The following is a 23,540-nucleotide window of genomic DNA, read 5'->3' on the forward strand; positions in this document are numbered from 1 at the left end:
ATGTTAGATCCTCACTTGTTAAGAACAAATCCAGAACACGTTGCAGAAGCATTAGCCGCCAGAGGATTTTCGTTTGATGTGGACGCTTATAAATCCCTAGAAGAGCAACGAAAATCCTTACAAGTCGCAACACAAGCTTTACAAAATGAACGTAATCTTCGTTCTAAAGCAATAGGGCAAGCTAAAGCGCGCAATGAAAATATTACCATCATGCGCGAAGAAGTCACTCGGATTAGTGCGGAGTTAGAGGAAAAGAAAAAATCCTTAGATGAGGTCTTAGAACGGTTAGAAGCCATTAATCTCAGTCTACCAAATATACCTCATGAGTCGGTGCCTAAGGGTAAGAATGAAGAGGATAACGTAGAAATTCGGCGCTGGGGGAATATCCCAACGTTTGAATTTGAGGTTAAATCGCATGATGAACTTGGAGAAGCCTTAGGCCTAATGGATTTTAGCCTAGCAGCTAAGATTACAGGAAGTCGTTTTGTTGTATTAACTTCCGAACTGGCTAGGTTACAGAGAGCTTTAAGCCAATTCATGCTCGATCTTCATACACGTAATCATAATTATATAGAAATTTATGTTCCTTATATTGTCAATTCAGACAGTTTAAGAGGAACAGGACAATTACCTAAGTTCGAAGAAGATTTATTTAAGCTCACAGGAGAGCAATCCTATTATCTAACTTCGACCGCTGAAATACCAGTAACGAATACGGTGCGTAACAAAATACTAACGGCAGATGAGCTACCACTACGTTATGTATGTCATTCACCTTGTTTTCGTAGTGAAGCCGGCTCTTATGGTAAAGACACTAAAGGGATGATTCGGCAGCACCAATTTGAGAAAGTAGAATTGGTTTGGGTTACTAAACCAGATGAATCTTACTTTGCATTAGAGCAATTAACCTCGCATGCTGAAACGGTTTTACAACAATTAAATTTGCCCTACCGGGTCATGACGTTGTGTACGGGAGACATGGGGGCAAGCGCGGCTAAAACGTATGATCTAGAAGTCTGGTTGCCGAGTCAGAATACTTATCGTGAAATTTCTTCTTGTAGCAATATGGAATCGTTCCAAGCTCGTAGAATGCAGGCTCGTTTTCGTAATCCTGAAACGGATCAAATGGAATTAGTCCATACGTTAAATGGCTCAGGGCTAGCTGTGGGTAGAACGTTGGTTGCTATTCTTGAAAACTACCAGGATAAGCATGGGAATATTTTAATTCCAGAAGTGTTACAACCCTATATGGGTGGGAAAAAAATAATTTCAGTATAACTTTGATTGTTTTATTCGGTCGTAATGCTTGAGGCGTGAGTGAGTCGGCTTTAGCCTACATTGCTAATCACCGCGATGGATATGATGCCATCAAAGAGGGTGCAAAAGCCGAACCTTTAAATATTCGCGTCCCCAGCTAGAAGCGGACAAGCCCTTGCTCAATTAATCCATTCAGTAAGGGTAAAACAGGCAAGCCTATAATGGTTGTTTCATCGCCAGACACGTGATGAAATAGCCATTTTCCCAACCCCTCAAAATGATAAGAGCCGCAGCTTTGATAGGGTTTTTCGAGTTTCAGATACCGATCAATCAACGTAGGCGATAAGGTACGCATGGTTAAGGCAACCACTTCGAGGTGCTGCCATACGATTTTTTTTTGATAGGCAATGCAGACCGCAGTGAGTAAATGATGAGTTTTCCCGCTTAAAAAATTTAACTGTGCTTGTGCGCGCTCATGAGTGATGGGCTTATTAATGAGTATTTCTTCACAGATGCAAAGTTGATCCGCTGCAATAACACCTGTTTCAGGAAAGGATTGACTGACATCCAACCCCTTTTCTTGAGCAAGTTGCACCGCTAATTCGCCGTATTCTTTCCCCTGAAACGCGCTTTTTAATACGGACTCATCGAACGTTGAAGGATGAACATCAAATGTTAAACCCGTTTGCTTTAGCAGCTTTTGTCGATATACAGAGCCTGACGCTAAGATAAGACTATCTTGGTGAATAAATTCAGACATAAGCTGCAACCGATGCCATTAATAAAAATCCGATGATCACGAAACTAAAATGCCCTAAATTGCAGCAGCGTTCAACCATGACACAACGTTCTAAGCCATGCAATGTTCCCAAATACAAAAAGGTTCCAGCGGATAAAGCCACGAGAATAGGATCAATTAAAGAATGGGTTTCTACCCCTTGATTAAAATACCAGCCAATAAAAATTCCTAGCGGGGTCATTAACGCAAATAGCAAAAAGAAAAGGACACTAGTGCGAGGACTTAAGCTGCTTTTGCTTAGTTGCACCGCGATTGCAAAACTTTCAGCCCATTTATGGGTTATGATGGCTAAAAACAACATGATTACCACAGGATATTCATGGCTAAAGCCTAATGCTGTGGCAAGCACCAAAGAATGGAAAGACAACATAAGCCAGGCTAACAAAGCAAAGGCTGGATGATCGGCATCATGATGGTGGTAAAGTTCTTTGCCAAGGTGTTCAAACCATAGGAACAGTAAAAACACCAACCCGGTTATAATGTATGCATAAGGATAATGATAACCCATCTTAAGAAACATTTCGTTGGACTCTGGAAGCATGTGCATTAAAGCTGCGCCTAAAAACACACCAGTGGCCAGTGTTTCACCAAGCGGGAAGTCAAAATGCTCTTCTTTTAACAGACGTTTTTTTAGCGGATACCAGCCCGCCATTAAAATGACGGCAAAAATGCTAATAGCAAAAAAAAGCTTTAAAGAGGCGGTAGCCATATTAGGTACTCCAAGATAGCTTACAAATTAGTGGGTGATGCTTGATCTATACCTGTGATCGTTCAACATGCGTGATTTATACTGTTTCTTTTTCGCCCTGCCGCATTTTAAAAAACTCGTAAGGGAATGAGCCATGACTCGCTTTTTAAAATGTGACAGGACAAACAATAAAGGCACCTAAAAACACGCATTTTGAACGATCACGGTTATATAGGAATCATGAATAATATTTTCACAAACTGCATTTAGCAAGTATTTTTTGTCCGGTACAAGGCATTCATACTAGCGATTGAATTTTTGTACGCCATGGAGAAAGGAATACAGTTAAAAATCAATGTCGTATTTTTTATTCAATAAACTGATGTTTCTAAAATCTTTGCTGTGTCTAAGATCTTGTTGGACACGGTTTTTTAAGGCATCCCAATTATCAAATTGAGCTTCACAACACAATTCAATTTCTAATTTGCCATCTAAATAATGAATTTTCCAGGATTGAATCGCTGGAAATTCTTTTTGCCAGGGGACTAAATAGCGCTGTTCAATGGCTTGGCGATTAGGTAAATGAATCGAAGGACAAACGGTTTCATCGTCCTCAGGATCGACATGCACCGTCACGTCTTTCACATCCTTCAATTGGCTAATCAGGGTATTATGGACTCGCTGAGCAATAAAATGTCCTTCAGATACTGAGATTTTAGGGGCTACAAGAATATGCACATCCACCAGAATATCTTTTCCCATCATTCGACTGCGCAATTGATGAATGCGTTTAACCCCATTGACCCCAATGATTATATTTTGAATGGATTCAAGGGTTTCGGGATCTACGGCGGTGTCGACTAATTCCTTTACACTATTCCAACCATAATCAAGCCCCATTTTAATAATCATGGCACCGACAATAATCGCCGCTACTGCGTCAAGATAGGTAAATCCAGCAAGGCTTCCGATTAAAGCAATCAACACCACAATAGAGGATGCGGCATCTGAACGATGATGCCAGGCGTTGGCGGTGATGAGATCCGATTGGATACGATGTCCTATTGTTAAGGTGTAATGAAATAACGCTTCATTCGCCAGAATGGAAAGTAAGGCGATAGGGATGGCTAAGAACTCAGGTTGATCATGCGTTTTTGTTATTATTTCTATTAATGCATCCCAGGCTATGCCAACGCCTGCTAGAATCAAAAACAACGCTAATAATAATGTCGCCGCCGTTTCAATACGCTGATGGCCATAAGGGTGAGATTCATCTGCCTCCTGGCTCCCATATTTTGATGCCAGGATCACCATAACGTCGGTGACTAAATCTGAAAAGGAATGAACTCCATCGGCGACTAGTGCATGTGAGTTGTAGACAACTCCTCCAATAACCTTAAACACACCGAGTAAAGCATTCACAATGGCGCCAATGAGGGTTACTGTTCGGGCTTGCTGATAACGCTCGTCGTGTTTCACTATATGCTCATTGAAGAATTTTAATTATTCTAGCGGTTTTCAAGATCTCAGCCAAGGATTGATCAGAAATACGCTTCGCCCCAGACGTTGAAAAAAATAAATTTTCATAGGGTGTGCACAGGATTATCCACAGAATTTGTGGATAATATGATGGGTTGAGACCTATCGAATTTTAATAATATCATTAATAATCAATTGGTTATCAAAGTCAATGGGTTCGTTAGGAATAATTTTGCAGCAGCGTTTAGAAAGTTATCCACAGAACGTATAATCAGATGATTCAAATCTCTGTACGGTTAGAAATGTTTCCTATCAAGTACAAGCTTTATGGCGCAGTGCGTAGTGAATTCTAACTTCGTAAAAACCCTTCTACAGATCCCAACCATCGCTTAGTGATCTGAGTTGCGGTTTCAGGATTTTGTTCCACAAGGTGTTTTGCTATTGGCGCAAGAGTTGAAAGGATATCTTTATCTCTGGGGAATTCGGCCACTTTAAACTGCCGATAACCCGTTTGCCTAGTTCCAAGAACTTCTCCAGAGCCGCGAAGTTCTAAATCTTTTTCTGCAATGAGAAAACCATCGGTTGTTTCGCGCATGAGCTTTAAACGTTGCTGACCTATTTGAGACAAAGGCGCTTGATATAATAACAGGCAGTGGGACTGATTATTTCCTCGTCCAACCCGGCCTCGCAATTGATGCAGTTGCGATAAACCCAGTCGCTCTGCGTTTTCAATAATCATTAAACTGGCATTTGGAACATCCACGCCGACTTCAATCACAGTGGTTGCGACCAGTAATTCGATTTCACCCCGTTTGAAGGCGCCCATGATGGCATCTTTTTCTGTTGGTTTCATTCTGCCGTGAACAAGACCAATGGTTGCTTCTGGCAACAAGGTTTGCAGTGTTTCTGCTGTATTGGTTGCAGCCATGCACTGCAATTTCTCAGAGTCTTCAATAAGCGTGCATACCCAATAAGCTTGTCTGCCTCCAGCAATGGCTGATTTGAGCCGCTCAATGACTTGTTGACGCTTGTTTTGGTTCAGAACTGCCGTAACAACGGGTGTTCTTCCGGGGGGCAATTCATCAAGAACGGATAAATCAATGTGCGCAAACTGTGTCATGGCTAAGGTTCGCGGAATTGGGGTGGCGGTCATGAGCAATTGATGTGGGCAGAAGTGTTCATGCTGACCCTTTTGATGCAAAGCGAGTCTTTGTTCAACACCGAAGCGATGTTGTTCATCAATGATGATTAGGCCTAGTTTGGCAAAATTCACCTCCGCTTGGAACAAGGCATGAGTGCCAATAATTAAATGGCAATCATGGCTAGCAAGCGCTTGTAACGCTTCTTTTCGCTCACGGGCTTTCATTTTGCCACTTAGTCGTTTAACTGATAATCCCAGTTGGGTGAACCAGCGTGTTAGATTTTGGCTATGTTGATCGCTAAGAATATCGGTTGGCGCCATAAAAGCAACTTGAAACCCATTGGCGATAGCTTGCAAAGCAGCCAATGCAGCAACTACGGTTTTTCCTGCTCCTACGTCTCCTTGTACCAGTCGCAACATGGGTTTCGTTAACGTCATGTCTTGTTGAATTTCATCATACACACTTCGTTGTGCTTGTGTTAACGAGAACGGCAATAGGTTTAAAAATTGATTCATGTATTCTTGATTAGTAAGAAGTGCAGGGGCAACTAGATTTAAACGATGCTGGCGTGCAAATTGCATGCTTAACCGTTGTGCGAGAAGCTCATCAAATATGAGACGTTTTAAGGCGGGGTGTTTCCCGGTTTCTAGAGCATAAATGGAAGTATCCGGAGGGGGCGTGTGCAAGCATTGAATCGCTTGACCGATTGGCATCATAAAACGCTTATTTAAGAGCGCCTCATCCATCCATTCAAGGGGTTCTAAATGTTCATGGCAGGCGTTAAGCGCCATTTTAACGAGCTGTCGTAGTCTGGTTTGAGTTAGCCCTTGGGTTGATGGGTAAATGGGAGTTAAGTTTTCTTCCACTCGGCACTGCTCGCCTTCATTTAGAAGTTGATATTCAGGATGAATCATTTCGAGTTGGTTGGCGAATTCTCGAACTTCACCAAACGCTCGCAACGTATGACTTTCATTAAGATTTTTAATTTGTTGCTTATTAAAATGAAAAAAGCGAAGCTTTAACACTCCCGTTTTATCTTCAACATAACAATAAAGCATCATACGCTTGCCATGCTTAACTTCTGTTTTACAGACTCGGCCAGATATGACACACCAATGATCTTTGCGCAAATCTTGGATTGGTGTAATGCGTGTTCTATCCTGATACCGAAAGGGGAGATGAAATAACAAATCCTGTACAGTATGAATCCCGCATTTGGCTAGTTTTGCTGCGAGTGTAGGACCTACGCCGGGTAATGTTTCACATGGGGATGTCAGCACGGTATGATGGCAGTATTACAAAAAATAAAATAATAGCAGGATCGGTTTAAGCAACAAACTATAATTACAATATTTTTTTATATGGAGTTTATGCGGAATGAATCGCACTTTATCAATTGCAGCGGGTCTTTTGATTGTTTGGATTACCGGTTATCTACTGATGGCGGGTAGGGGATTATTAATTCCTTTAATCATTGCAATTTTTATTTGGAATTTATTAAACACCATCCACAACGCAATTCAACGAACTCCCCGAGTTGGTTCAAAGCTCCCGTATTGGTTCAGCATGGTGCTGTCTTTGGTGGTGGTGATTATTCTAGTTAAAATTTTAATCGACATCATCACCAACAACGTCAATGAAGTTATTTATGCCTCCTCGCGTTACCAGGAAAATCTGACTCATATTCTTAACTCGTTTGATACGGGCTTACATATTAAATTGCTCGCCAGTGTTGATAATTATTTTAAAAATCTTAGCGTACAAGGAATTTTGCTTAATATTTATGGGGTATTTACAACAATCATGGGATCAGCGGTCTTGATTGGATTGTATGTCGTGTTTTTGTTTATTGAGCAACATTTTTTAAAGCAAAAAATAGACGCGTTATTTCCTCAGCCAGCACATCGACAAGTGGTGGATAGCATTATCTCTCATATTGTCAAAGATACTCAGACTTATCTAGGAATAAAAACGCTGATGAGCTTAATTACTGCCACAGCCAGCTGGATTATTATGAAATCAGTGGGTTTGGATTTCGCAGAATTTTGGGCCTTACTCATTTTTTTCCTCAATTACATTCCCAACATTGGGGCGATCATTGCCACCGCTTTTCCGGCATTGCTCGCATTAATTCAATTTAAAACCTGGTTGCCATTTTTCATTGTAACTTCTGGCATCGTGGTAGTTCAGTTTGTAATTGGAAATTTTGTTGAACCAAAGTATTTAAGTAAATCATTAAATCTAAGTCCGTTGGTAATTTTATTCGCATTAGGATTATGGGGGGCCATTTGGGGAATATTAGGCATGTTTTTGTCGGTTCCTATTACGGTCATGATGATGATTATTTTCGCTCATTTTGAAGCGACTAGGCCGATTGCCATTTTATTGTCGCAAGATGGTTATGTTAAAAATAGCTATGCTAAGATATCTAAACAGATTAAAGCGTAAAATCCTGGATTAAGTCCTTTGCAACTGTTAGAAAAAAGCGCATAATAACTACTTTTTTTATAGATGAATAATGGGTATGAAAGCAACGGTTGAAGAGATTTTAGCTAATGTCGTTCAGGACATGAAGCAGTCTGGAAATATTCGTAAAGACACACTAGTAGAGATCAAAGTTGAGCGTACCAAAGATAAAAGCCACGGAGATTATGCTTCTAATCTCGCTTTAGTCTTAGCAAAACCAAGTGGAAAATCCCCTCGCCAATTGGCTGAACTTATCGTCAAGAGCATCCCAGAGCATCCCTTTGTTGAGCGCATTGAAATTGCTGGCCCTGGTTTTATTAATTTCTTTATGAAAGCCACGGAGCGCGCACAAATTATTGCGACCATCTTATCGCAAGGTGAGCGTTTTGGACAGTCTACCTTAGGCCAAGGTCAAAACGTTATTTTAGAATATGTTTCCGCGAATCCAACCGGACCTTTGCATGTAGGTCATGGCCGAAGTGCTGCGTTTGGCGCAACGCTTGCGAATCTTTTAAGTGCAGCAGGTTTTAACGTTAGCCGCGAATATTACGTCAATGATGCGGGCCGCCAAATGAATATTTTAGCAGTAAGCGTTTGGTTGCGTTATCTCGAACTAGCCGAACAACCCATCGTCTTTCCAGCTAACGGCTATAAAGGTGAATACGTAAAAGACATTGCACGTCATATGTTAGACCTTCATGAATTAGATTATGTGCATAGCTGGTTTGCACTGGTGACTGATTTACCCCCAGATGAGCCGCAAGGTGGCGATAAGGAACACTACATCGACGCGATGATAAAATCCTCCCAAAAACTTCTGGGTGAGTCTGGTTTTGCGGTCTTTCATAGTGCGGCACTTGACTATGTGTTGCAGGATATCAAAGATGACTTGGCTGAATTTGGGGTCGAATATGACCGCTGGTTTTCAGAACAGTCATTAATGGACGATGGTTCTATTACGAAAGGCATTCAAGCTTTGGTGGAGCAAGGTCATACTTATGAACAAGCTGGCGCTCTTTGGTTTAAAGCAACAAAGTTTGGAGACGAAAAAGATCGTGTGTTAATCCGTGCCAATGGCCACACGACTTATTTTGCATCGGATGTGGCTTATCACTGGAATAAATATGATCGCGGCTTTGATCGAGTTGTTGATATCTTTGGCGCCGACCACCATGGTTATCTCACTCGCGTCCGTGCAGCAGTGACAGCATTAGGCCATGATGAAAGCGCGTTAGACGTATTACTCGTACAATTTGCAATTTTGTACCGCGGCGGCGAGCGCTTACAAATGTCAACGCGCAGTGGTTCTTTTGTGACCTTACGAGCGTTGCGAAATGAAGTCGGTAATGATGCGGCCCGATTTTTTTATGTGATGCGTAAGCCAGAACAACACATGGATTTTGACCTGGATTTGGCCAAGTCTCAATCTAATGAAAATCCAGTGTATTATATCCAATACGCTCACGCTCGGATTTGCAGTGTATTAAGGCAGTTAGAAGAACGAGGGTTAAGCTGGGACCAAGAAAAAGGACTAGACAATGTTGCTTTATTGGTTCAAGTGCATGAGTCTGATCTAATGGGATTAATTAGTCGCTACCCCGAGGTCATTGAAGCTTCAGCTAGGGTCTGTGAGCCACATCAACTTGCGTATTATTTACGGGAACTGGCTACAGGGTTACATAGTTACTATAACGCGGTGCCGTTACTTTGTGAGCCCAAGGAACTGCGATGCGCACGGTTGTGTTTGTTGAAAGCAGTTCAACAAGTGCTTAAAAACGGCATGGCTATTCTTGGGGTATCTGCACCAGAAAGCATGTAATTTAGCGCATTGCATTGAAGCGTTTCACTAAAGGTTTGAACTGTAATGCAGTATGTTTATGTGGAAAAATAGATGGCAAAAGAATACAGCAGAAAAAAAAGATCCACCCAGTCTAGTGGCCTTTTCAGGTCAGCAAGTTTTATTTTGGCATCTTTCATCTGTGGTTATTTAACCGCTTCTTTTGTAAGCATCGAGCAGGTTAAAGATTGGCTTGGTCATCATTTACTTCCTAACCAAAATAAAACGCCAACAGCGGTTATGGCGCAACATCATGAGCTACCTAAGCCTAAGTTTGAATTTTACACGTTACTCGCTAAAGAACATACCGCAGTCCCAGTAAGAGGTGAACACAAGCCATTAAAAACTCCTCAAATTGCCACAACTCCAGAGACTTTAGCTAATAAAACTCCTGTTCAATTGCCATCGCCGCCTGTTTCTGCTCAAGCGAAAGCAATCAATAAGTCAGGTGAGAAAAAAGATTCATTTTATGTTCAAATTGCTTCCTTTAAGGTAAAGCAAGATGCTGAACGGATGAAGGCCTCGTTAATTTTGAAAGATTTTCATGCCGTCATTACTCCCGTAAAACGGGATAATATTACCTGGTATCGTGTCATTATTGGGCCTTATGAGTCTCGCATGCTAGCGGAAAAAGCCCAAGTGGCTGTGGCACGAACTGAAAACATTATGGGAATGATTCGAAAAATGGATGCTTAACTAATTTGCAGTAAGGTTATTTATGTCCGAACCTAGTAAATCCCAACCTTCTGATGCATGTCGTTATGAATTTTCAGTTGAAGGCATGAAATGCAGAAGTTGTTCTTCAACGATTGAGCGCGCATTAAAAACACTTCATGAAATTACTTCAGTACAATGTGATCCAGTCACCAAGCAATTAATTGTGGTTGCAGATTCTCGCTATCACCCAAGTATTATTCGCCAAAAAGTAATATTAAAGCTCGATGAAATAGGATTTCAATGTCAAGAAGTACAACTGTCTAAACCCCCTAAAAAAAACTTGTGGCAACGTTGGTTGTTAGGCGCTTTGGGCACGGTAAGCGGGCTTTTATTAATGAGCTTATCCTTAATGGGTGTTTCGTTTGGCTTGCCTGTCTTGATTGCAATTGCTTCGATAAGCACCTTGTTTACCGTCTACCTTGGATGGGAATTCTATTCTAACGCATTTAAAGTGTTCACAAAGTCCAGAGAGCTTAATATGAACACCTTGTTTGCCATCAGCACATTAACCGTGCTTGCTGTTTCAATCAGTGCCTTTTTCTTTCCGTGGCTTCCTATGATTTTTGATGCGGGATTAATGATATTTGGGTTTAGACATTTAGGCCTTGCCATTGAAGAGTCGCTTAAACAGGCAGTGATTTCAGAACTCAGTATTAAAGACTATTCCCCACGAACCGTTCGAGTGGTGGAGCAAGATGAGGCTAGGCTTAAACTTCTTGCTGATGTGCGGTTAGGTGATATCATTGAAATTAAAGCCGGTGAAGTCATCCCAGTAGACGGTTTAGCGCTATCCGATGAAGCCTCAGTTTACGATACGATAGATTCAGGGGCGCGCTTACCTAGGTTGCTTAGGAAAGAAGAACAGTTACTGGCAGGCATGTTCCTGGCGGCAGATTCTAAGCCACTTCGAATGAAAGTGACAACACTAGCATCAGATTCTTATCTGGCTCGTTTTGATGAGCAACTTCAAGAAGCCAAGAAAAAACAACCTTTACAGACCATAGCCAAAACAATATTACAGTATTTTATTCCTTCAGTTTTACTGCTTTCGGCACTTTCTTTAATCATCATCAGCTGCTTTTTTCCCGTAACGCTGGCAATACAATGTGCTATTGCGGTTTTGGTCTCTGCATGCCCTTGTACGCTTGGGATGATTATTCCTTTAGCGGTTAAAATTGGAATGAACAAAGCTTCAAAACAGGGTGTGGAATATAAAAGCACTAAAATCATAGAGGAAATCGGAGAGCTTGCCGACAAAGTGGATACCGTAGTGTTTGATCTACATGGCACATTAACGGAGGGCAAACCGAAGGTCTTGTCTGTGGACATTCGTCCAGAAAGTGGTCTTACCGAAGAGGAGTTTCTAGCTTATCTTGCGCTTTTAGAAAAAAAATCTCCTCATCCAGTGGCTCATGCAATACGTACATACATCGCTTCAAAAAATATAGTCCCGGATAAAACCTTGACAGTCTCTAATTTACGACACGAAAATCCTGGGATTATGGCAACGATTAACGGTAGTGACTTCATTTTGGGAAGTAACAGTCTTTTGGCTTCTAAGAATATTCGAACCAATGTGATTCATCCTGAATTAAACGTCGGCGACAGCTTGGTCTATCTTGCGAAAGATGGAAAGATCATTGGACAGGTTCATTTAGCTGATCCGCTAAGAAAAGATGCACGTTTTGTTGTTGATTATTTAAAACAGCAAGGTAAACAGATTTGTTTATGCACGGGTGCTGATGAATCGACCGCAAAACGATATGCTAAAGAATTAGGAATTTCTGAAGATAATGTCAGTGCAGGGCTTCGTGGCTCACGTTCAGAGGACAAAAACCTTAAAATGAGTTTTATTCGTTCTTTAAAAAAACAAGGCCACTGTGTGGCCATGGTTGGCGATGGGCCTAATGATGCGCCAGCTATAGCCGCGAGTGATGTTGGAATCGCACTGAACACGGGGGATGATATTGGACACCGAGTGGCGCAAGAACAAGCAGGAGCTGTCATTGAGAATGGATCGCTAAAAGGAGTTTTAGTCGCGTTGACCGTAGCAAAACAAACTGTGAACCACATCAAGCAAAATTTATTAATGAGTTTCGGGTATAACCTAACCACGATGTTGATTGCAGGTGGGTTGCTCCTTGCCTTTGGGTTTATGATTAATCCAGCCGTTGGCGCTGCCCTAATGATTGTGCAGAGCAGTTTAATTTTATTAAACACTTATCGTATTAAAGAACAATCGTTGTCTTTTATGAACGTTACACATCCAGAACCCGCGCCAAGCTTTGATGATAGTTATGGGTCTATGACTAAACTCGGGTTAAGCCCTTCATTAAGTAAAGATGATATAGAAACTAGACCAGCTCATGTCACTTCACCGCGCTCTAGCCAACCATCTCATGACGATGCCAATATACCTTCACAAACTCCTGTGGTAGGTTATTCTTAAATTATTCTCTATTCGTTTTTGCAAAAGCCTTTTTTCAGTGGTGATCCTGGGATGGCCACACCAGGTCGATGTCTTAGCGCTCTATGAACACACTAACGTTTGTCGCATTTTTTACAGCACTTGGCTTGCTGACTCTTATGGCCAGTTGCGGTACTTTAAATTCATTTTTAATGAGTTGGGCGACTTTTTCAGCTAAGGTTTCAATGAGATGGAATGAATTCGATTCGACAAAATCTGTGATCCGCTGACAGACTTGATCATAATCAATCGTATTTTTTATTTCATCATGGGCAGAGGCGCAATCGATGGGAAATGATAAATCGATTAACACCTGCTGTAAGATTTTTTGCTCCCATGTATGTATTCCAATATGAGTTGTAATGCTTAAGGCATTAATTTCCAGCTTATCCATTGCAATTCCTAAATTTAAAAAAGCGATCCTAGCCTGTGCTTGGTTAATATACAAGAAGCGGATTCATGTTAAAATTTAAGCCTTCTAAACTTCTCTAACAAAGCGAATTAAAGATGTCTGATGTTACTCAATCGTTATTTATCCGCAGTTTGCAACGTAAGCCTGTCGAACGTACCCCAGTTTGGATCATGCGCCAAGCTGGGCGATACCTGCCTGAGTATCGTGAGGTTCGGGCCAAAGCAGGGGATTTTTTAAGCTTGTGTAAAAATCCTAAGCTCGCCTGTGAGGTTACTTTACAGCCTTTGCGTCGTTTCCCGCTGGATGCGGCGATATTGTTTTCTGACATATTAACCATTCCAGATGCAATGGGACTTGGGCTGTTCTTTGCAGAAGGGGAAGGCCCTTGTTTTAAACATCCCGTACAAACTGCAAAAGCTATTGACCAGCTTCCGATGATTCAAGCTGGAGATGATTTGGATTATGTCATGGAAACCGTAGCGTTAATTCGTAAAGAAATGCCCGAAGCGTTACCGTTGATTGGATTTTCTGGCAGTCCTTGGACCTTAGCTTGCTATATGGTGGAAGGAGGCAGTTCTCGTGATTTTAAACAAACGTTGACCTTACTTTATCGCCATCCAGAAGTAATGCATCAGTTGTTGATGAAATTATGCACCGTGGTGAGCGATTACTTAAAAGAACAAGTTAAAGCCGGAGTTAATGCGTTAATGATTTTTGACACTTGGGGCGGAATTTTGACAACTCCAAACTATCAGGACTATTCTTTAACATACATGAAAACAATTGTGCGTAATGTAAAACGTGAGCACCCAAATATACCGGTGATTGTATTCACCAAGGGTGGTGGACAATGGTTAACTGAGATGGCTGAAAGTGGTTGTGATGCGCTGGGATTAGACTGGACCACAGACATTGGACTCGCTCGAAAGCAAGTTGGGGATCGTGTGGCGTTGCAAGGGAATCTTGATCCTGCAGTGCTAAGAGCAACACCCAGTTGTATCGAAAAGCAAGTACAGGAGGTATTAGCATCATTTGGTCATGGCTCGGGCCATGTGTTTAATTTGGGGCATGGGATTACACCGGATATTCCACCTCATCATGTAAAGACGATGGTGGAGGCGGTACAGGAGTATAGCCCCCAATATCATACAACAGGGAAGTGATGATCACGGAAAGCTTATTTAAACCGGCGTGGTGGTTAGCAAACCCACATGCCCAAACGGTTTTCTCGACCTTAACTCATAAGGGAAAGGCGGCAGTGGATCACATTGAGCGGATAGAGCTTCCGGATGGGGATTTCGTTGATCTCGCTTGGTCTATTCATGGATTAGAAGCTCACGCGCCTTTAGTAATTTTACTCCATGGACTTGGAGGAGGATTGCAATCGCCTTATGTTTCTCATTTGTTTCAAGTCTGTAATCAACATGGATGGCGCGCTGTTTTAATGCTCTTTCGCGGCGCCAGTTCTGAACCGAATCGTTATCCCCGTGCTTATCACTCAGGAGACACCCAAGATCTCGATTATATTGTTAAGATTTTATGTGACCGGGAACCGAACACCAAAAAAGCGATCGTTGGTATTTCTTTGGGGGGAAACGTGCTTTTAAAATGGCTTGGTGAACAAGAAAAGCAGCCATATATTCAAACGGGCGTGGCGATATCGGTTCCTTTTCAGTTAAGGTTGGCGGCCGATCGCATGAACCAAGGTTTATCACGCTTTTATCAAACCTATTTGCTTCGCGAATTGCGTTGGATTTTAAACCGAAAAATTCAGCTTTATAAAAACGAAATGCCGCCTGGCGTCCAGAATATCGACTCATTCGATTGCTTTTGGACGTTTGATGAGTTTGTGACAGCTCCGTTACATGGCTTTCCCAATGTCCATGCTTATTATCGTGAAGCGAGCTCTCGCCAATATTTAGAAAAGATTCATACCCCAACGTTAATCATTCATGCCTTAGATGATCCGTTTATGACGCCAGAAGTGATTCCAAACTCCGAGGAATTGTCCTCTGATGTGATTCTTGAACTGAGTAAAAAGGGGGGGCATGTTGGATTTATTTCCGGAAATATTCCAGGCGTGCCTGAATTTTGGCTGGATCAACGTATTCCAGAACACTTAAAAGATTTTTTATAACTTCTCACGCACCAATACAAGTCTGAATTATTTTTTCTACTCATACTTAAACAATCACCCTAGCGCTTAAGAGGGGAAATGCTTGAAGGCTTAATCTCATCAACTTTCTCAAACTTCTCATCATGCATAGCCTGTATTTTTTGCTCTAATTTTTCAATCATTTCATAACTTTTTGATGGGCGACCAAAAGCCACGGTTTTACCAAATTTTTTTTCAAAGTCAGTTTTTAACTCAGAAAGAATTTCTACTGCTTTAACAGGATCATTATCATCTATTGCGCGCATTGCATTAACGCATGCTTTACTTATCATCTGAGATTTTGCATGACCTGTAAATCTAAACAAACTGAAAGCCTGCTGGTCAATCCTAGCTTTATGGTCGTCTTTTAATGCTGCTAAATCAGCATTAATAGCTTTACTTAGGCTAAGCGCAGATTTCTTTGCTGCCTGCCTTAACTCATCGTGGACTAAAGCTCTTCCGAGGATTTGATGATTATATCTTCTTGTTTCTTCGAGTGCTTTATCAAAAGCGGGCTCATTGCCATCCATAAATAGTCGGTCCATTGTTACAGGCTTGTCATTAGATACGTCTTTAAATGTTTCAGCGATTAGGGGCACTTCTAGAGGCGCTGAAAATTCATGTAAAGTATGTCCGCCGCTGCCATATAGCATAGTCCCTATAAAAACTTTTGAAAAATCAATAAATTCATCAGGTGAACGGGTAAAATTGTCAGCGTCAGTTCCTTTAAAAAAGGCTAAGTTTCTAAGTTGGCACAACATTGTTCCTGATATAGAATTGGAATAAGGGTGCACTAATTTTTCAAAATTATGTTCAACCCACGCAGCGCCATCTTGATAGGTAGCTTGATCAGAAGGCTTCATTAATGGAGCTTCTTTATCTGAATAGGCAAGGCTATCCCTGGGAACGGCCATATGGCCTTTAATCAAACCCATATGTTGATTTCGCGTTGATTCTTGTCCTATTTTCATCACCTTACCTTTATTTTCTGGGCTATACATACCAGTATCATAAATATCTAAAGGTAAGTTGCCATTAAATATTGCATTTGCAACACCAAGCAGAGAAGCTTGTGCCATTAGTTTTACTTTATCTCTAGCTTCTGGCTTAATTTCACTGAATAACTCTCCACTATCAATGCGCTCAATATAATTCCCATATTCTTTAATTAACTCAGAGTCAGATTCAAGAAATTCTCCTAGTAATGCTCTATCATACTCTTTTAGATTAGACTCACCGCTATTTCGCACGCCATCTAATTGTTTATTTAACCTACCAACATGATCACTTAGTTTTTTTGCATCAATACTATCAATACCATGTTGCACAGTCCTGTGTGCTAAGTGGGTTTCAAAATATCTTCTAGTTGGGTCTTCATTAATTACATCGCGTGAAGGTGAAACTTCATACTCAAAGCGACCCGATGATAGAGTTGAGCAGAGTTCTTTAAATTCAGCATGTTGCGCTGGCTCAACGCCCGATAGATACCACTTTTTTAGTTTTGTGAACATTTCTGGATTTTTTTCATGTTTATCCATTAAAAGCAGCAGGGCTTGTGCAGGGCTAACGATAAGTTTCGGCATAATTCCCATTAATAATGTACATATTATAATTATATTGTAGTACAATGTTTCTTTTTGACCGTTTTTGGATGCTTGCCTATGGCTTCTTCCCTGTACAAAATTGATCAATATGGCCGCTTTGGTCTTTTTCCAGGTATAACCACGGTTGCGTTATGCTACTCATCAAATAAATCACTCTGTGATACGCTTTATAATGAACTAAATAAAACTACTGAAATAAAAGAATTTTTTTCTGTTTTGCCTGCTTCTAGCTTTCATATGACCACTTTAAATTTATATACAGAGCAGGAAATTGGCAGCCGAGTTTGGCATCCGTTTGTTGATAGTCAGCTAAAGGGCTTCCAGAAACTGGTTGGAAGTTTATCTCAGAATAAAATTAAACCAATTATTACAATCGAAGGTGTTCATAATCGAGGTGTTATTCAACTTATAGTGTCATTACCAGAAGAGCAAGAAGCAAAAATCAGACAGATCGGCGTAGATATGGGACTGTCTAGTAAAGTCCCCACCTTTTTTCATATTACCCTGGCTTACCAGTTTAAAAAAATCCCTCTTGTACAACAGCGCGCAATAGAAGATGAAATTCAAAGAATTATTGAAAAGGTAATAGATGAACATGGGAAGATTCTTACACTATCTGAAGCAAAGCTAGCATATTTTCATGATATGACCGCATTTATAGAATGGGATGCTAGAAGCAATCCTTTCCATAAGAGGGTACTAGAGTCTCATGCACGCGAGATATCTGCTAAAAGCGGGAGATCAATGTCTCGCATTGAAGGAATGTTTCGTTTATTCCAAAATCTATTGGGTACTCCTACTGCTTCCCAACCTCCCGTTTCAGAAGTTGCTAAATATGACGAGACTGCTGGATCTCAGTTAAAAAAATAAAGGGAGAGATTCGCATCAAAATCCCTATGCTCCATAACTCAGAGCATAAGGATTAATTTAATTTCATTTTGCAAACAAGCTCTTAAAAAACACCTTTTTTCATCCAAAAACCTGCGCCTATGCCCGTGATCTTTCAAAATGCGGCAGGGCGAAAAAGAAAAAGCATAAATCACGCATTTTGAACGATCACGGGTATATATGAACACACCCTAGTACTTTTTATTCAGATCTAAATTGGCGACTGAGTTGAATGGCCATTTCGAGCGATTGCTCATAGTTTAATCTAGGATCAACTAAAGTATGGTAGGCATCGTTTAAATCAGCCGCTGATAAACCACGGGCACCTCCAATGCATTCCGTAACGTTTTCTCCGGTTAATTCAAAGTGAACGCCGCCAAGATGGCTGTCTAAATCTTGATGGATTTTTAAGGCTTGTTGCAATTCGCTTAAAATGTTATCAAAATGACGCGTTTTAACTCCGGACTCGGTGGATTCGGTATTGCCATGCATGGGATCACAAGACCATGTGACTGGGATATGGGTTGTTTGTGCCGCTTCAATGAGGGGTGGAAGTAGCTTGCCGATGTCTTTGGCTCCCATTCGACTGATTAAGACCAGACGTCCTTCTTCTTGGTTGGGGTTTAAGGTTGTAATTAAGTCCACGAGCCACTCGGGGGTAGCCGAAGGGCCAACTTTTATGCCTACAGGATTTTCAACGCCACGTAGAAACTCAATGTGAGAGCTACCCGGCTTCGCAGTGCGCATTCCAATCCAAGGTAAGTGAGTGGATAAGTTGTACCATTTGCCATCGTGTAATTGCCTGGTTAAGGCTTGTTCATAATGCAAATGCAACGCTTCATGGGAGGTGAAAAAATCCACATTGCTGAGTTGACTGTGTTGCAACCCTTCAATGGAATTTAGAAAGTCGAGCGAATTGGCGATGGAACGCACAATTGCATGATATTCATCGGCTTGAGGTGAATGCTCAACAAAACGAAGATCCCAGCGTTGGGGGTGGTGTAGATCAGCAAAACCACCGGCTAATAACGCTCGGATAAAATTTAGAGTTATGGCTGCACAACTATAACCCTGCAGCATCAGCTTTGGATTGGGTGTACGGGCTTGTTCGGTAAATTCAGGTGAGTTCACTAAGTCGCCACGGTAACTAGGAAGTGTTATTCCATCGACGCTTTCAAAATCAGAAGATCGAGGCTTAGCATATTGGCCAGCAATTCGGCCAACCCGAATGATGGGTTTTCGCATGCCATGAATCAATACTAAGCTCATTTGCAGTAAAATTTTAAGTTTATTGCTGATGATCTCTGAGCGGCAATCTTTGAATGACTCAGCACAGTCACCACCCTGCAAAATAAACGCTTCGCCACGGCCTGCTTTGGCAATGGATTGCCTTAACTTTTTAATTTCCCCGCTGCTCACTAATGGAGGCAATTGCGATATTTGCTCAACAACTTTGGCTAATTGCGCCTCATCAGAATAGGTGGGTGCTTGCTCATAAGCATATTGCAGCCAAGATGTGGGGGACCAAGTACGCATCGGAATCGGTTCAAAATAATTAATCAACAAGCCGATAATCATACCATAAAGCACTGGGGTTATAAAAAAATTTTAAAAATGGACTTGATATATTAGGTAACTGGCCCTACATATAACCGGACACGATAAAAAAACGAGTTCTGGAGTCTTTACATGAGTGGTGAAAAAACAACCAAAGATTGGAAAAAAGTTCGTGAGGAACATGACGAACAAGTTGAACATGAAGCGGTGGAACATGAGATTGAAGAATTAATCGACGACCTTGAGCACCCCGATACTGGTAGTAGTGCGTTGGATCATCCCTCTTATTCAGAACTTGAAGAAAAACTGACTTTAGCCGAACAGCAAGCTCATGAACACTGGGAAAAGGCCGTCAAAGCTATGGCTGAACTTGAAAATGTGCGCCGTCGTGTTCAACGAGACGTTGAAAACGCCCACCGTTATGGCTTAGAAAAGTTTGTCGATTCGCTCATTCCCGTGGTGGATAGCTTAGAACAAGCGTTGCAGCTGGCCGAGCAGGAAAAAAACAGCGCCATGCACGAGGGACTGGAATTAACAATGAAATTATTCCTCGATGTGCTAAAAAAACATGGCGTTGAGCAACTTAATCCACAAGGAGAAGCGTTTGATCCTCAATTGCACGAAGCAATGTCCATGCAGGAATCTGCAGATGCTAAACCAAATACGGTGTTGGCTGTATTCCAGCGTGGTTACAAGTTAAACGACCGTCTCGTTCGACCCGCCCGGGTCATTGTTGCGAAAGGGAAATGATTGTCTGGGCCGCTTGAAATTAAGAATTAAGGCCCCATATAAAAAACATTATTGATTTTAACGAACAGATTGGAGCAATAGTAAAATGGCAAAAATCATCGGAATCGACTTAGGTACCACGAACTCATGCGTCGCCGTGATGGAAGGGGGTAAACCTCGAGTGATCGAAAACAGCGAAGGTCATCGCACCACACCCTCCATTGTTGCCTACACCAGTGATAATGAAATTTTAGTGGGTCAGGCTGCAAAGCGACAGGCCGTGACCAACCCTGACAATACCTTATACGCGATTAAGCGTTTGATCGGACGTCGGTACGACGATCCTATCGTTCAAAAAGACATTAAAATGGTGCCTTATAAGATCGTTAAGGCGAACAATGGCGATGCTTGGGTTGAAGTCAAAGGGCAAGAAAAAGCGCCACCGCAAATTTCAGCCGAAGTGTTACGAAAAATGAAGAAAACGGCTGAGGACTATTTGGGTGAAGAAGTCAAAGAAGCTGTAATTACTGTACCCGCTTATTTTAATGACTCTCAGCGCCAGGCAACGAAAGACGCCGGAAAAATAGCAGGTCTTGAAGTTAAGCGTATTATCAATGAGCCAACCGCCGCAGCACTTGCTTATGGTATGGACAAAAAACGTGGTGACTCTGTTGTCGCTGTATACGATTTAGGTGGCGGTACCTTCGATATTTCTATCATTGAAATTGCCGAAGTTGATGGCGAACATCAGTTTGAAGTACTAGCAACCAACGGGGATACGTTTTTAGGTGGTGAAGATTTTGACTTGGCATTAATCGAGTACCTGGCTTCCGAATTTAAGAAAGACACCGGCATTGATTTACACAGTGATCCTTTAGCTTTACAGCGTTTGAAAGAAGCCGCTGAAAAAGCAAAAATCGAACTGTCTTCGGCGCAACAAACCGACGTGAATCTGCCCTATATTACCGCTGATGCTTCTGGTCCTAAGCATTTAAATATTAAATTAACTCGTGCAAAACTTGAATCATTGGTTGAAAAATTAGTTGAGCGCACGATTGAGCCCTGCAAAACCGCGTTAAAAGATGCTGGAAAATCAGTGGGTGAGATCGATGAAGTGATTTTGGTCGGTGGTCAAACCCGTATGCCTTTAGTGCAAAAAACGGTCCAAGATTTCTTTGGTAAAGAACCACGCAAGGACGTAAATCCGGATGAAGCAGTGGCGGTGGGTGCTGCAATTCAAGCGGCTGTATTGTCTGGAGATGTTAAAGATATTCTTTTATTAGACGTGACCCCTCTGTCATTGGGAATTGAGACGTTGGGTGGTGTCATGACAAAGCTTATTGAGAAAAACACCACGATTCCTACGAAAGCGAATCAAGTCTTCTCGACAGCCGACGACAATCAAACTGCCGTTACCGTTCATGTCTTACAAGGGGAGCGTGAGCAAGCTTCTGCCAACAAATCCCTGGGTCGTTTCGATTTAACGGATATCCCACCAGCGCCCCGAGGTGTTCCGCAAATTGAAGTGACGTTTGATATTGATGCTAACGGAATCTTAAATGTTTCTGCGAAAGACAAAGCGACCGGCAAAGCGCAATCCATTGTGATTAAAGCATCCAGTGGATTGAGCGATGAAGAAGTCGAAGCTATGGTTAAAGACGCTGAAGCGCATTCTGAAGAGGACAAGAAATTCAAAGAGCTTGCAGAAATTCGTAACCAGGCGGATAGCTTAATACATAGTGCCGAAAAATCGCTGAAAGATTTAGAAGGCGAATTAAGTGACGATGAGAAGAAAGAAATTGAAACCGCAATCAATGAGTTGAAGGAAGCGGTGAAAGGAAATGATAAGGTCTTGATTGAAGATAAGTTGCAAGTGTTAAGTAATGCTTCTTCAAAGATGGCTGAACGTGTTTATGCGAAAAAATCAGCTGAAGGACAACCCGAGGCTCAACCAGAGCAAGGCGAAGCAAAAGAATCCGCAAAAGCTGAAGAAGGTGTTGTTGATGCGGAATTTGAAGAAGTGGATGAAGATAAGAAAAAATAACACTTAATCAGTCATGGTCGGGTTAAGAGCCCGACTTCGCTGCTTCAGAAATATCCTCTTCAGGCCAGGTGATGATTGTGTTATAATTAAACAATCAAAGCGGTTTTTTAATCAATTTATGTAGTGTGGGTTTAGATGCAACAGCAGGATTATTACGAACTTCTCGGCCTTAGCCGTAGTGCTAGTGAAGCTGAAATTAAAAAAGCTTATCGCAAATTAGCGATGAAGTATCATCCTGATCGCAACGCGAATGACAAGGCAGCCGAGGAGAAGTTTAAAGAAATTCAGAAAGCCTATGCTGTGTTGTCTGACCCGCAAAAACGTACGGCTTATGATCAATATGGCCACGCCGGCGTGGATCCTTCTATGGGCGGCGGCGGATTTGGTGGCTTTGGTGGTTTTGGGGACGTTTTTGAAGATATTTTTGAAAACATATTTTCCGGCGGTCGACAGCAACATCGTTCTCGAGGTCAACGCGGATCGGATCTGCAATTTAACGTGCAGCTAACGCTTGAGGAAGCAGCTCGCGGAAAACAAATTGAAATCACCGTTCCCAGACACACAAATTGCACAACCTGTAATGGTTCAGGTGCTAAACAAGGCAGCAAACCTAAATCGTGTGAAACCTGTAATGGCATCGGCCAGGTACGTATACAGCAAGGCTTTTTCTCAATTCAACAAACGTGTCCAAGTTGTCATGGCGAAGGCCAAGTGATTACAGAGCCATGCTCGTCTTGTCATGGACAAGGACGCGTGCGGGAAAGCAAAACCTTAACCGTAAAAATACCGGCGGGTGTTGATAACGGGGATCGTGTTCGCTTAGGCGGTGAAGGCGAGGCGGGAATTCACGGAGGCCCAAGCGGTGATTTATACGTCCAAGTCGCAGTTAAACCACATGAATTATTCGAGCGCATTGATAATAACCTCCATTGTGAAGTGCCCATTAGCTTTGTGACTGCCGCTCTGGGTGGTTCGATTGAGGTTCCAACCTTAGATGGACGAGTAACACTCAAGATTCCTGCTGAAACCCAAACGGGAAAAGCATTCCGGTTACGAGGAAAGGGGATTAAATCCGTGCGTGGCCATGACATTGGTGACTTAATTTGCAAGGTTTCCGTTGAAACACCGATTAGTTTAAATAGAGAACAAAAAGATTTATTGACCCAATTTCAAAGCTCCTTAGACGGTGGAAAACATTCTCCTCGCACTAGTTCATGGTTTGACGGAGTCAAAAAATTTTTTGAAGACATGAAATTTTAAGACAGCAATTCCGAACGATCAGCAACTAAACGAGATACC

General features: G+C 41.8%; 18 protein-coding genes. 11 read left to right on the top strand and 7 right to left on the bottom strand.

Annotation, left to right across the window (positions count from 1 at the left end; all coding sequences use genetic code 11):
* Positions 1-1,278 (top strand): serine--tRNA ligase, encoded by a 1,278-nt coding sequence (serS, locus tag E1O47_RS01095; RefSeq protein WP_133129429.1) that lies wholly within the window; start codon positions 1-3, stop codon positions 1,276-1,278.
* 136 nt (positions 1,279-1,414) lie between these two features.
* On the opposite strand, the gene E1O47_RS01100 is transcribed toward serS, so the two are convergent.
* The 4 genes from E1O47_RS01100 to recG all read right to left on the bottom strand — a co-directional run bounded on the left by E1O47_RS01100 (position 1,415) and on the right by recG (position 6,645).
* Positions 1,415-2,017, bottom strand: a complete 603-nt coding sequence (locus E1O47_RS01100) for a Maf family protein (RefSeq protein ID WP_133129430.1) — start codon at positions 2,015-2,017, stop codon at positions 1,415-1,417.
* On the bottom strand, positions 2,010-2,765 hold the full coding sequence (locus tag E1O47_RS01105) for a ZIP family metal transporter (protein ID WP_133129431.1): 756 nt from the start codon (positions 2,763-2,765) through the stop codon (positions 2,010-2,012). The genes E1O47_RS01100 and E1O47_RS01105 overlap by 8 nt, the downstream gene beginning before the upstream one ends.
* A 324-nt stretch (positions 2,766-3,089) precedes the next feature.
* Entirely contained in the window at positions 3,090-4,226 is a 1,137-nt protein-coding gene (locus tag E1O47_RS01110) for a cation diffusion facilitator family transporter (RefSeq protein ID WP_133129432.1), read from the bottom strand.
* 346 nt (positions 4,227-4,572) lie between these two features.
* Positions 4,573-6,645 carry an ATP-dependent DNA helicase RecG gene (recG, locus tag E1O47_RS01115; RefSeq protein WP_133129433.1) on the bottom strand — a complete coding sequence of 691 codons (2,073 nt, stop codon included), beginning with the start codon at positions 6,643-6,645 and terminating at the stop codon, positions 4,573-4,575.
* 97 nt (positions 6,646-6,742) lie between these two features.
* Between recG and E1O47_RS01120 the strand changes: the two genes are divergently transcribed.
* The 4 genes from E1O47_RS01120 (at position 6,743) to E1O47_RS01135 (ending at position 12,834) form a co-directional block, all read left to right on the top strand.
* Entirely contained in the window at positions 6,743-7,813 is a 1,071-nt protein-coding gene (locus tag E1O47_RS01120; RefSeq protein WP_133129434.1) for an AI-2E family transporter, read from the top strand.
* Between the two features lie 76 nt (positions 7,814-7,889).
* Entirely contained in the window at positions 7,890-9,650 is a 1,761-nt protein-coding gene (gene argS / locus E1O47_RS01125) for an arginine--tRNA ligase (protein WP_133129435.1), read from the top strand.
* Positions 9,651-9,794: 144 nt separating this feature from the next.
* Entirely contained in the window at positions 9,795-10,364 is a 570-nt protein-coding gene (locus E1O47_RS01130) for an SPOR domain-containing protein (RefSeq protein WP_165475011.1), read from the top strand.
* Positions 10,365-10,386: 22 nt separating this feature from the next.
* Entirely contained in the window at positions 10,387-12,834 is a 2,448-nt protein-coding gene (locus E1O47_RS01135) for a heavy metal translocating P-type ATPase (protein ID WP_133129437.1), read from the top strand.
* Positions 12,835-12,907: 73 nt separating this feature from the next.
* Here the strand turns inward: E1O47_RS01135 and folB are convergent, their stop codons facing one another.
* The gene (folB, locus tag E1O47_RS01140; RefSeq protein ID WP_133129438.1) at positions 12,908-13,246 is read right to left on the bottom strand and encodes a dihydroneopterin aldolase; all 339 of its coding nucleotides are present in this window, start codon (positions 13,244-13,246) and stop codon (positions 12,908-12,910) included.
* Between the two features lie 113 nt (positions 13,247-13,359).
* Between folB and hemE the strand changes: the two genes are divergently transcribed.
* Together hemE and E1O47_RS01150 are read left to right on the top strand one after the other, a co-directional pair.
* On the top strand, positions 13,360-14,427 hold the full coding sequence (gene hemE / locus E1O47_RS01145) for a uroporphyrinogen decarboxylase (RefSeq protein ID WP_133129439.1): 1,068 nt from the start codon (positions 13,360-13,362) through the stop codon (positions 14,425-14,427).
* Entirely contained in the window at positions 14,427-15,401 is a 975-nt protein-coding gene (locus tag E1O47_RS01150) for a hydrolase (RefSeq protein WP_133129440.1), read from the top strand. Before hemE ends, E1O47_RS01150 begins: the two co-directional genes overlap by 1 nt.
* 59 nt (positions 15,402-15,460) lie before the next feature.
* Here E1O47_RS01150 and E1O47_RS01155 read toward each other — a convergent pair whose 3' ends face one another.
* Positions 15,461-17,002: a hypothetical protein gene (locus E1O47_RS01155; protein WP_133129441.1), complete on the bottom strand. Its 1,542-nt coding sequence runs from the start codon at positions 17,000-17,002 to the stop codon at positions 15,461-15,463.
* Between the two features lie 78 nt (positions 17,003-17,080).
* Here E1O47_RS01155 and E1O47_RS01160 point away from each other — a divergent pair, with 78 nt between their 5' ends.
* Positions 17,081-17,893: a DUF1868 domain-containing protein gene (locus E1O47_RS01160; RefSeq protein ID WP_133129442.1), complete on the top strand. Its 813-nt coding sequence runs from the start codon at positions 17,081-17,083 to the stop codon at positions 17,891-17,893.
* A gap of 219 nt (positions 17,894-18,112) precedes the next feature.
* On the opposite strand, the gene E1O47_RS01165 is transcribed toward E1O47_RS01160, so the two are convergent.
* Entirely contained in the window at positions 18,113-19,447 is a 1,335-nt protein-coding gene (locus E1O47_RS01165) for a 3-deoxy-7-phosphoheptulonate synthase class II (RefSeq protein ID WP_133129506.1), read from the bottom strand.
* 153 nt (positions 19,448-19,600) lie between these two features.
* Between E1O47_RS01165 and grpE the strand changes: the two genes are divergently transcribed.
* The 3 genes from grpE (at position 19,601) to dnaJ (ending at position 23,501) form a co-directional block, all read left to right on the top strand.
* Positions 19,601-20,218 carry a nucleotide exchange factor GrpE gene (grpE, locus tag E1O47_RS01170; RefSeq protein ID WP_133129443.1) on the top strand — a complete coding sequence of 206 codons (618 nt, stop codon included), beginning with the start codon at positions 19,601-19,603 and terminating at the stop codon, positions 20,216-20,218.
* A gap of 85 nt (positions 20,219-20,303) precedes the next feature.
* The gene (gene dnaK, locus E1O47_RS01175) at positions 20,304-22,241 is read left to right on the top strand and encodes a molecular chaperone DnaK (RefSeq protein ID WP_133129444.1); all 1,938 of its coding nucleotides are present in this window, start codon (positions 20,304-20,306) and stop codon (positions 22,239-22,241) included.
* Between the two features lie 135 nt (positions 22,242-22,376).
* Positions 22,377-23,501: a molecular chaperone DnaJ gene (dnaJ, locus tag E1O47_RS01180; protein WP_133129445.1), complete on the top strand. Its 1,125-nt coding sequence runs from the start codon at positions 22,377-22,379 to the stop codon at positions 23,499-23,501.
* Positions 23,502-23,540: the final 39 nt, after the last annotated feature.

This window comes from Legionella yabuuchiae (assembly GCF_900640115.1).
GTDB classification, from domain to species: Bacteria; Pseudomonadota; Gammaproteobacteria; order Legionellales; family Legionellaceae; genus Legionella_A; species Legionella_A yabuuchiae.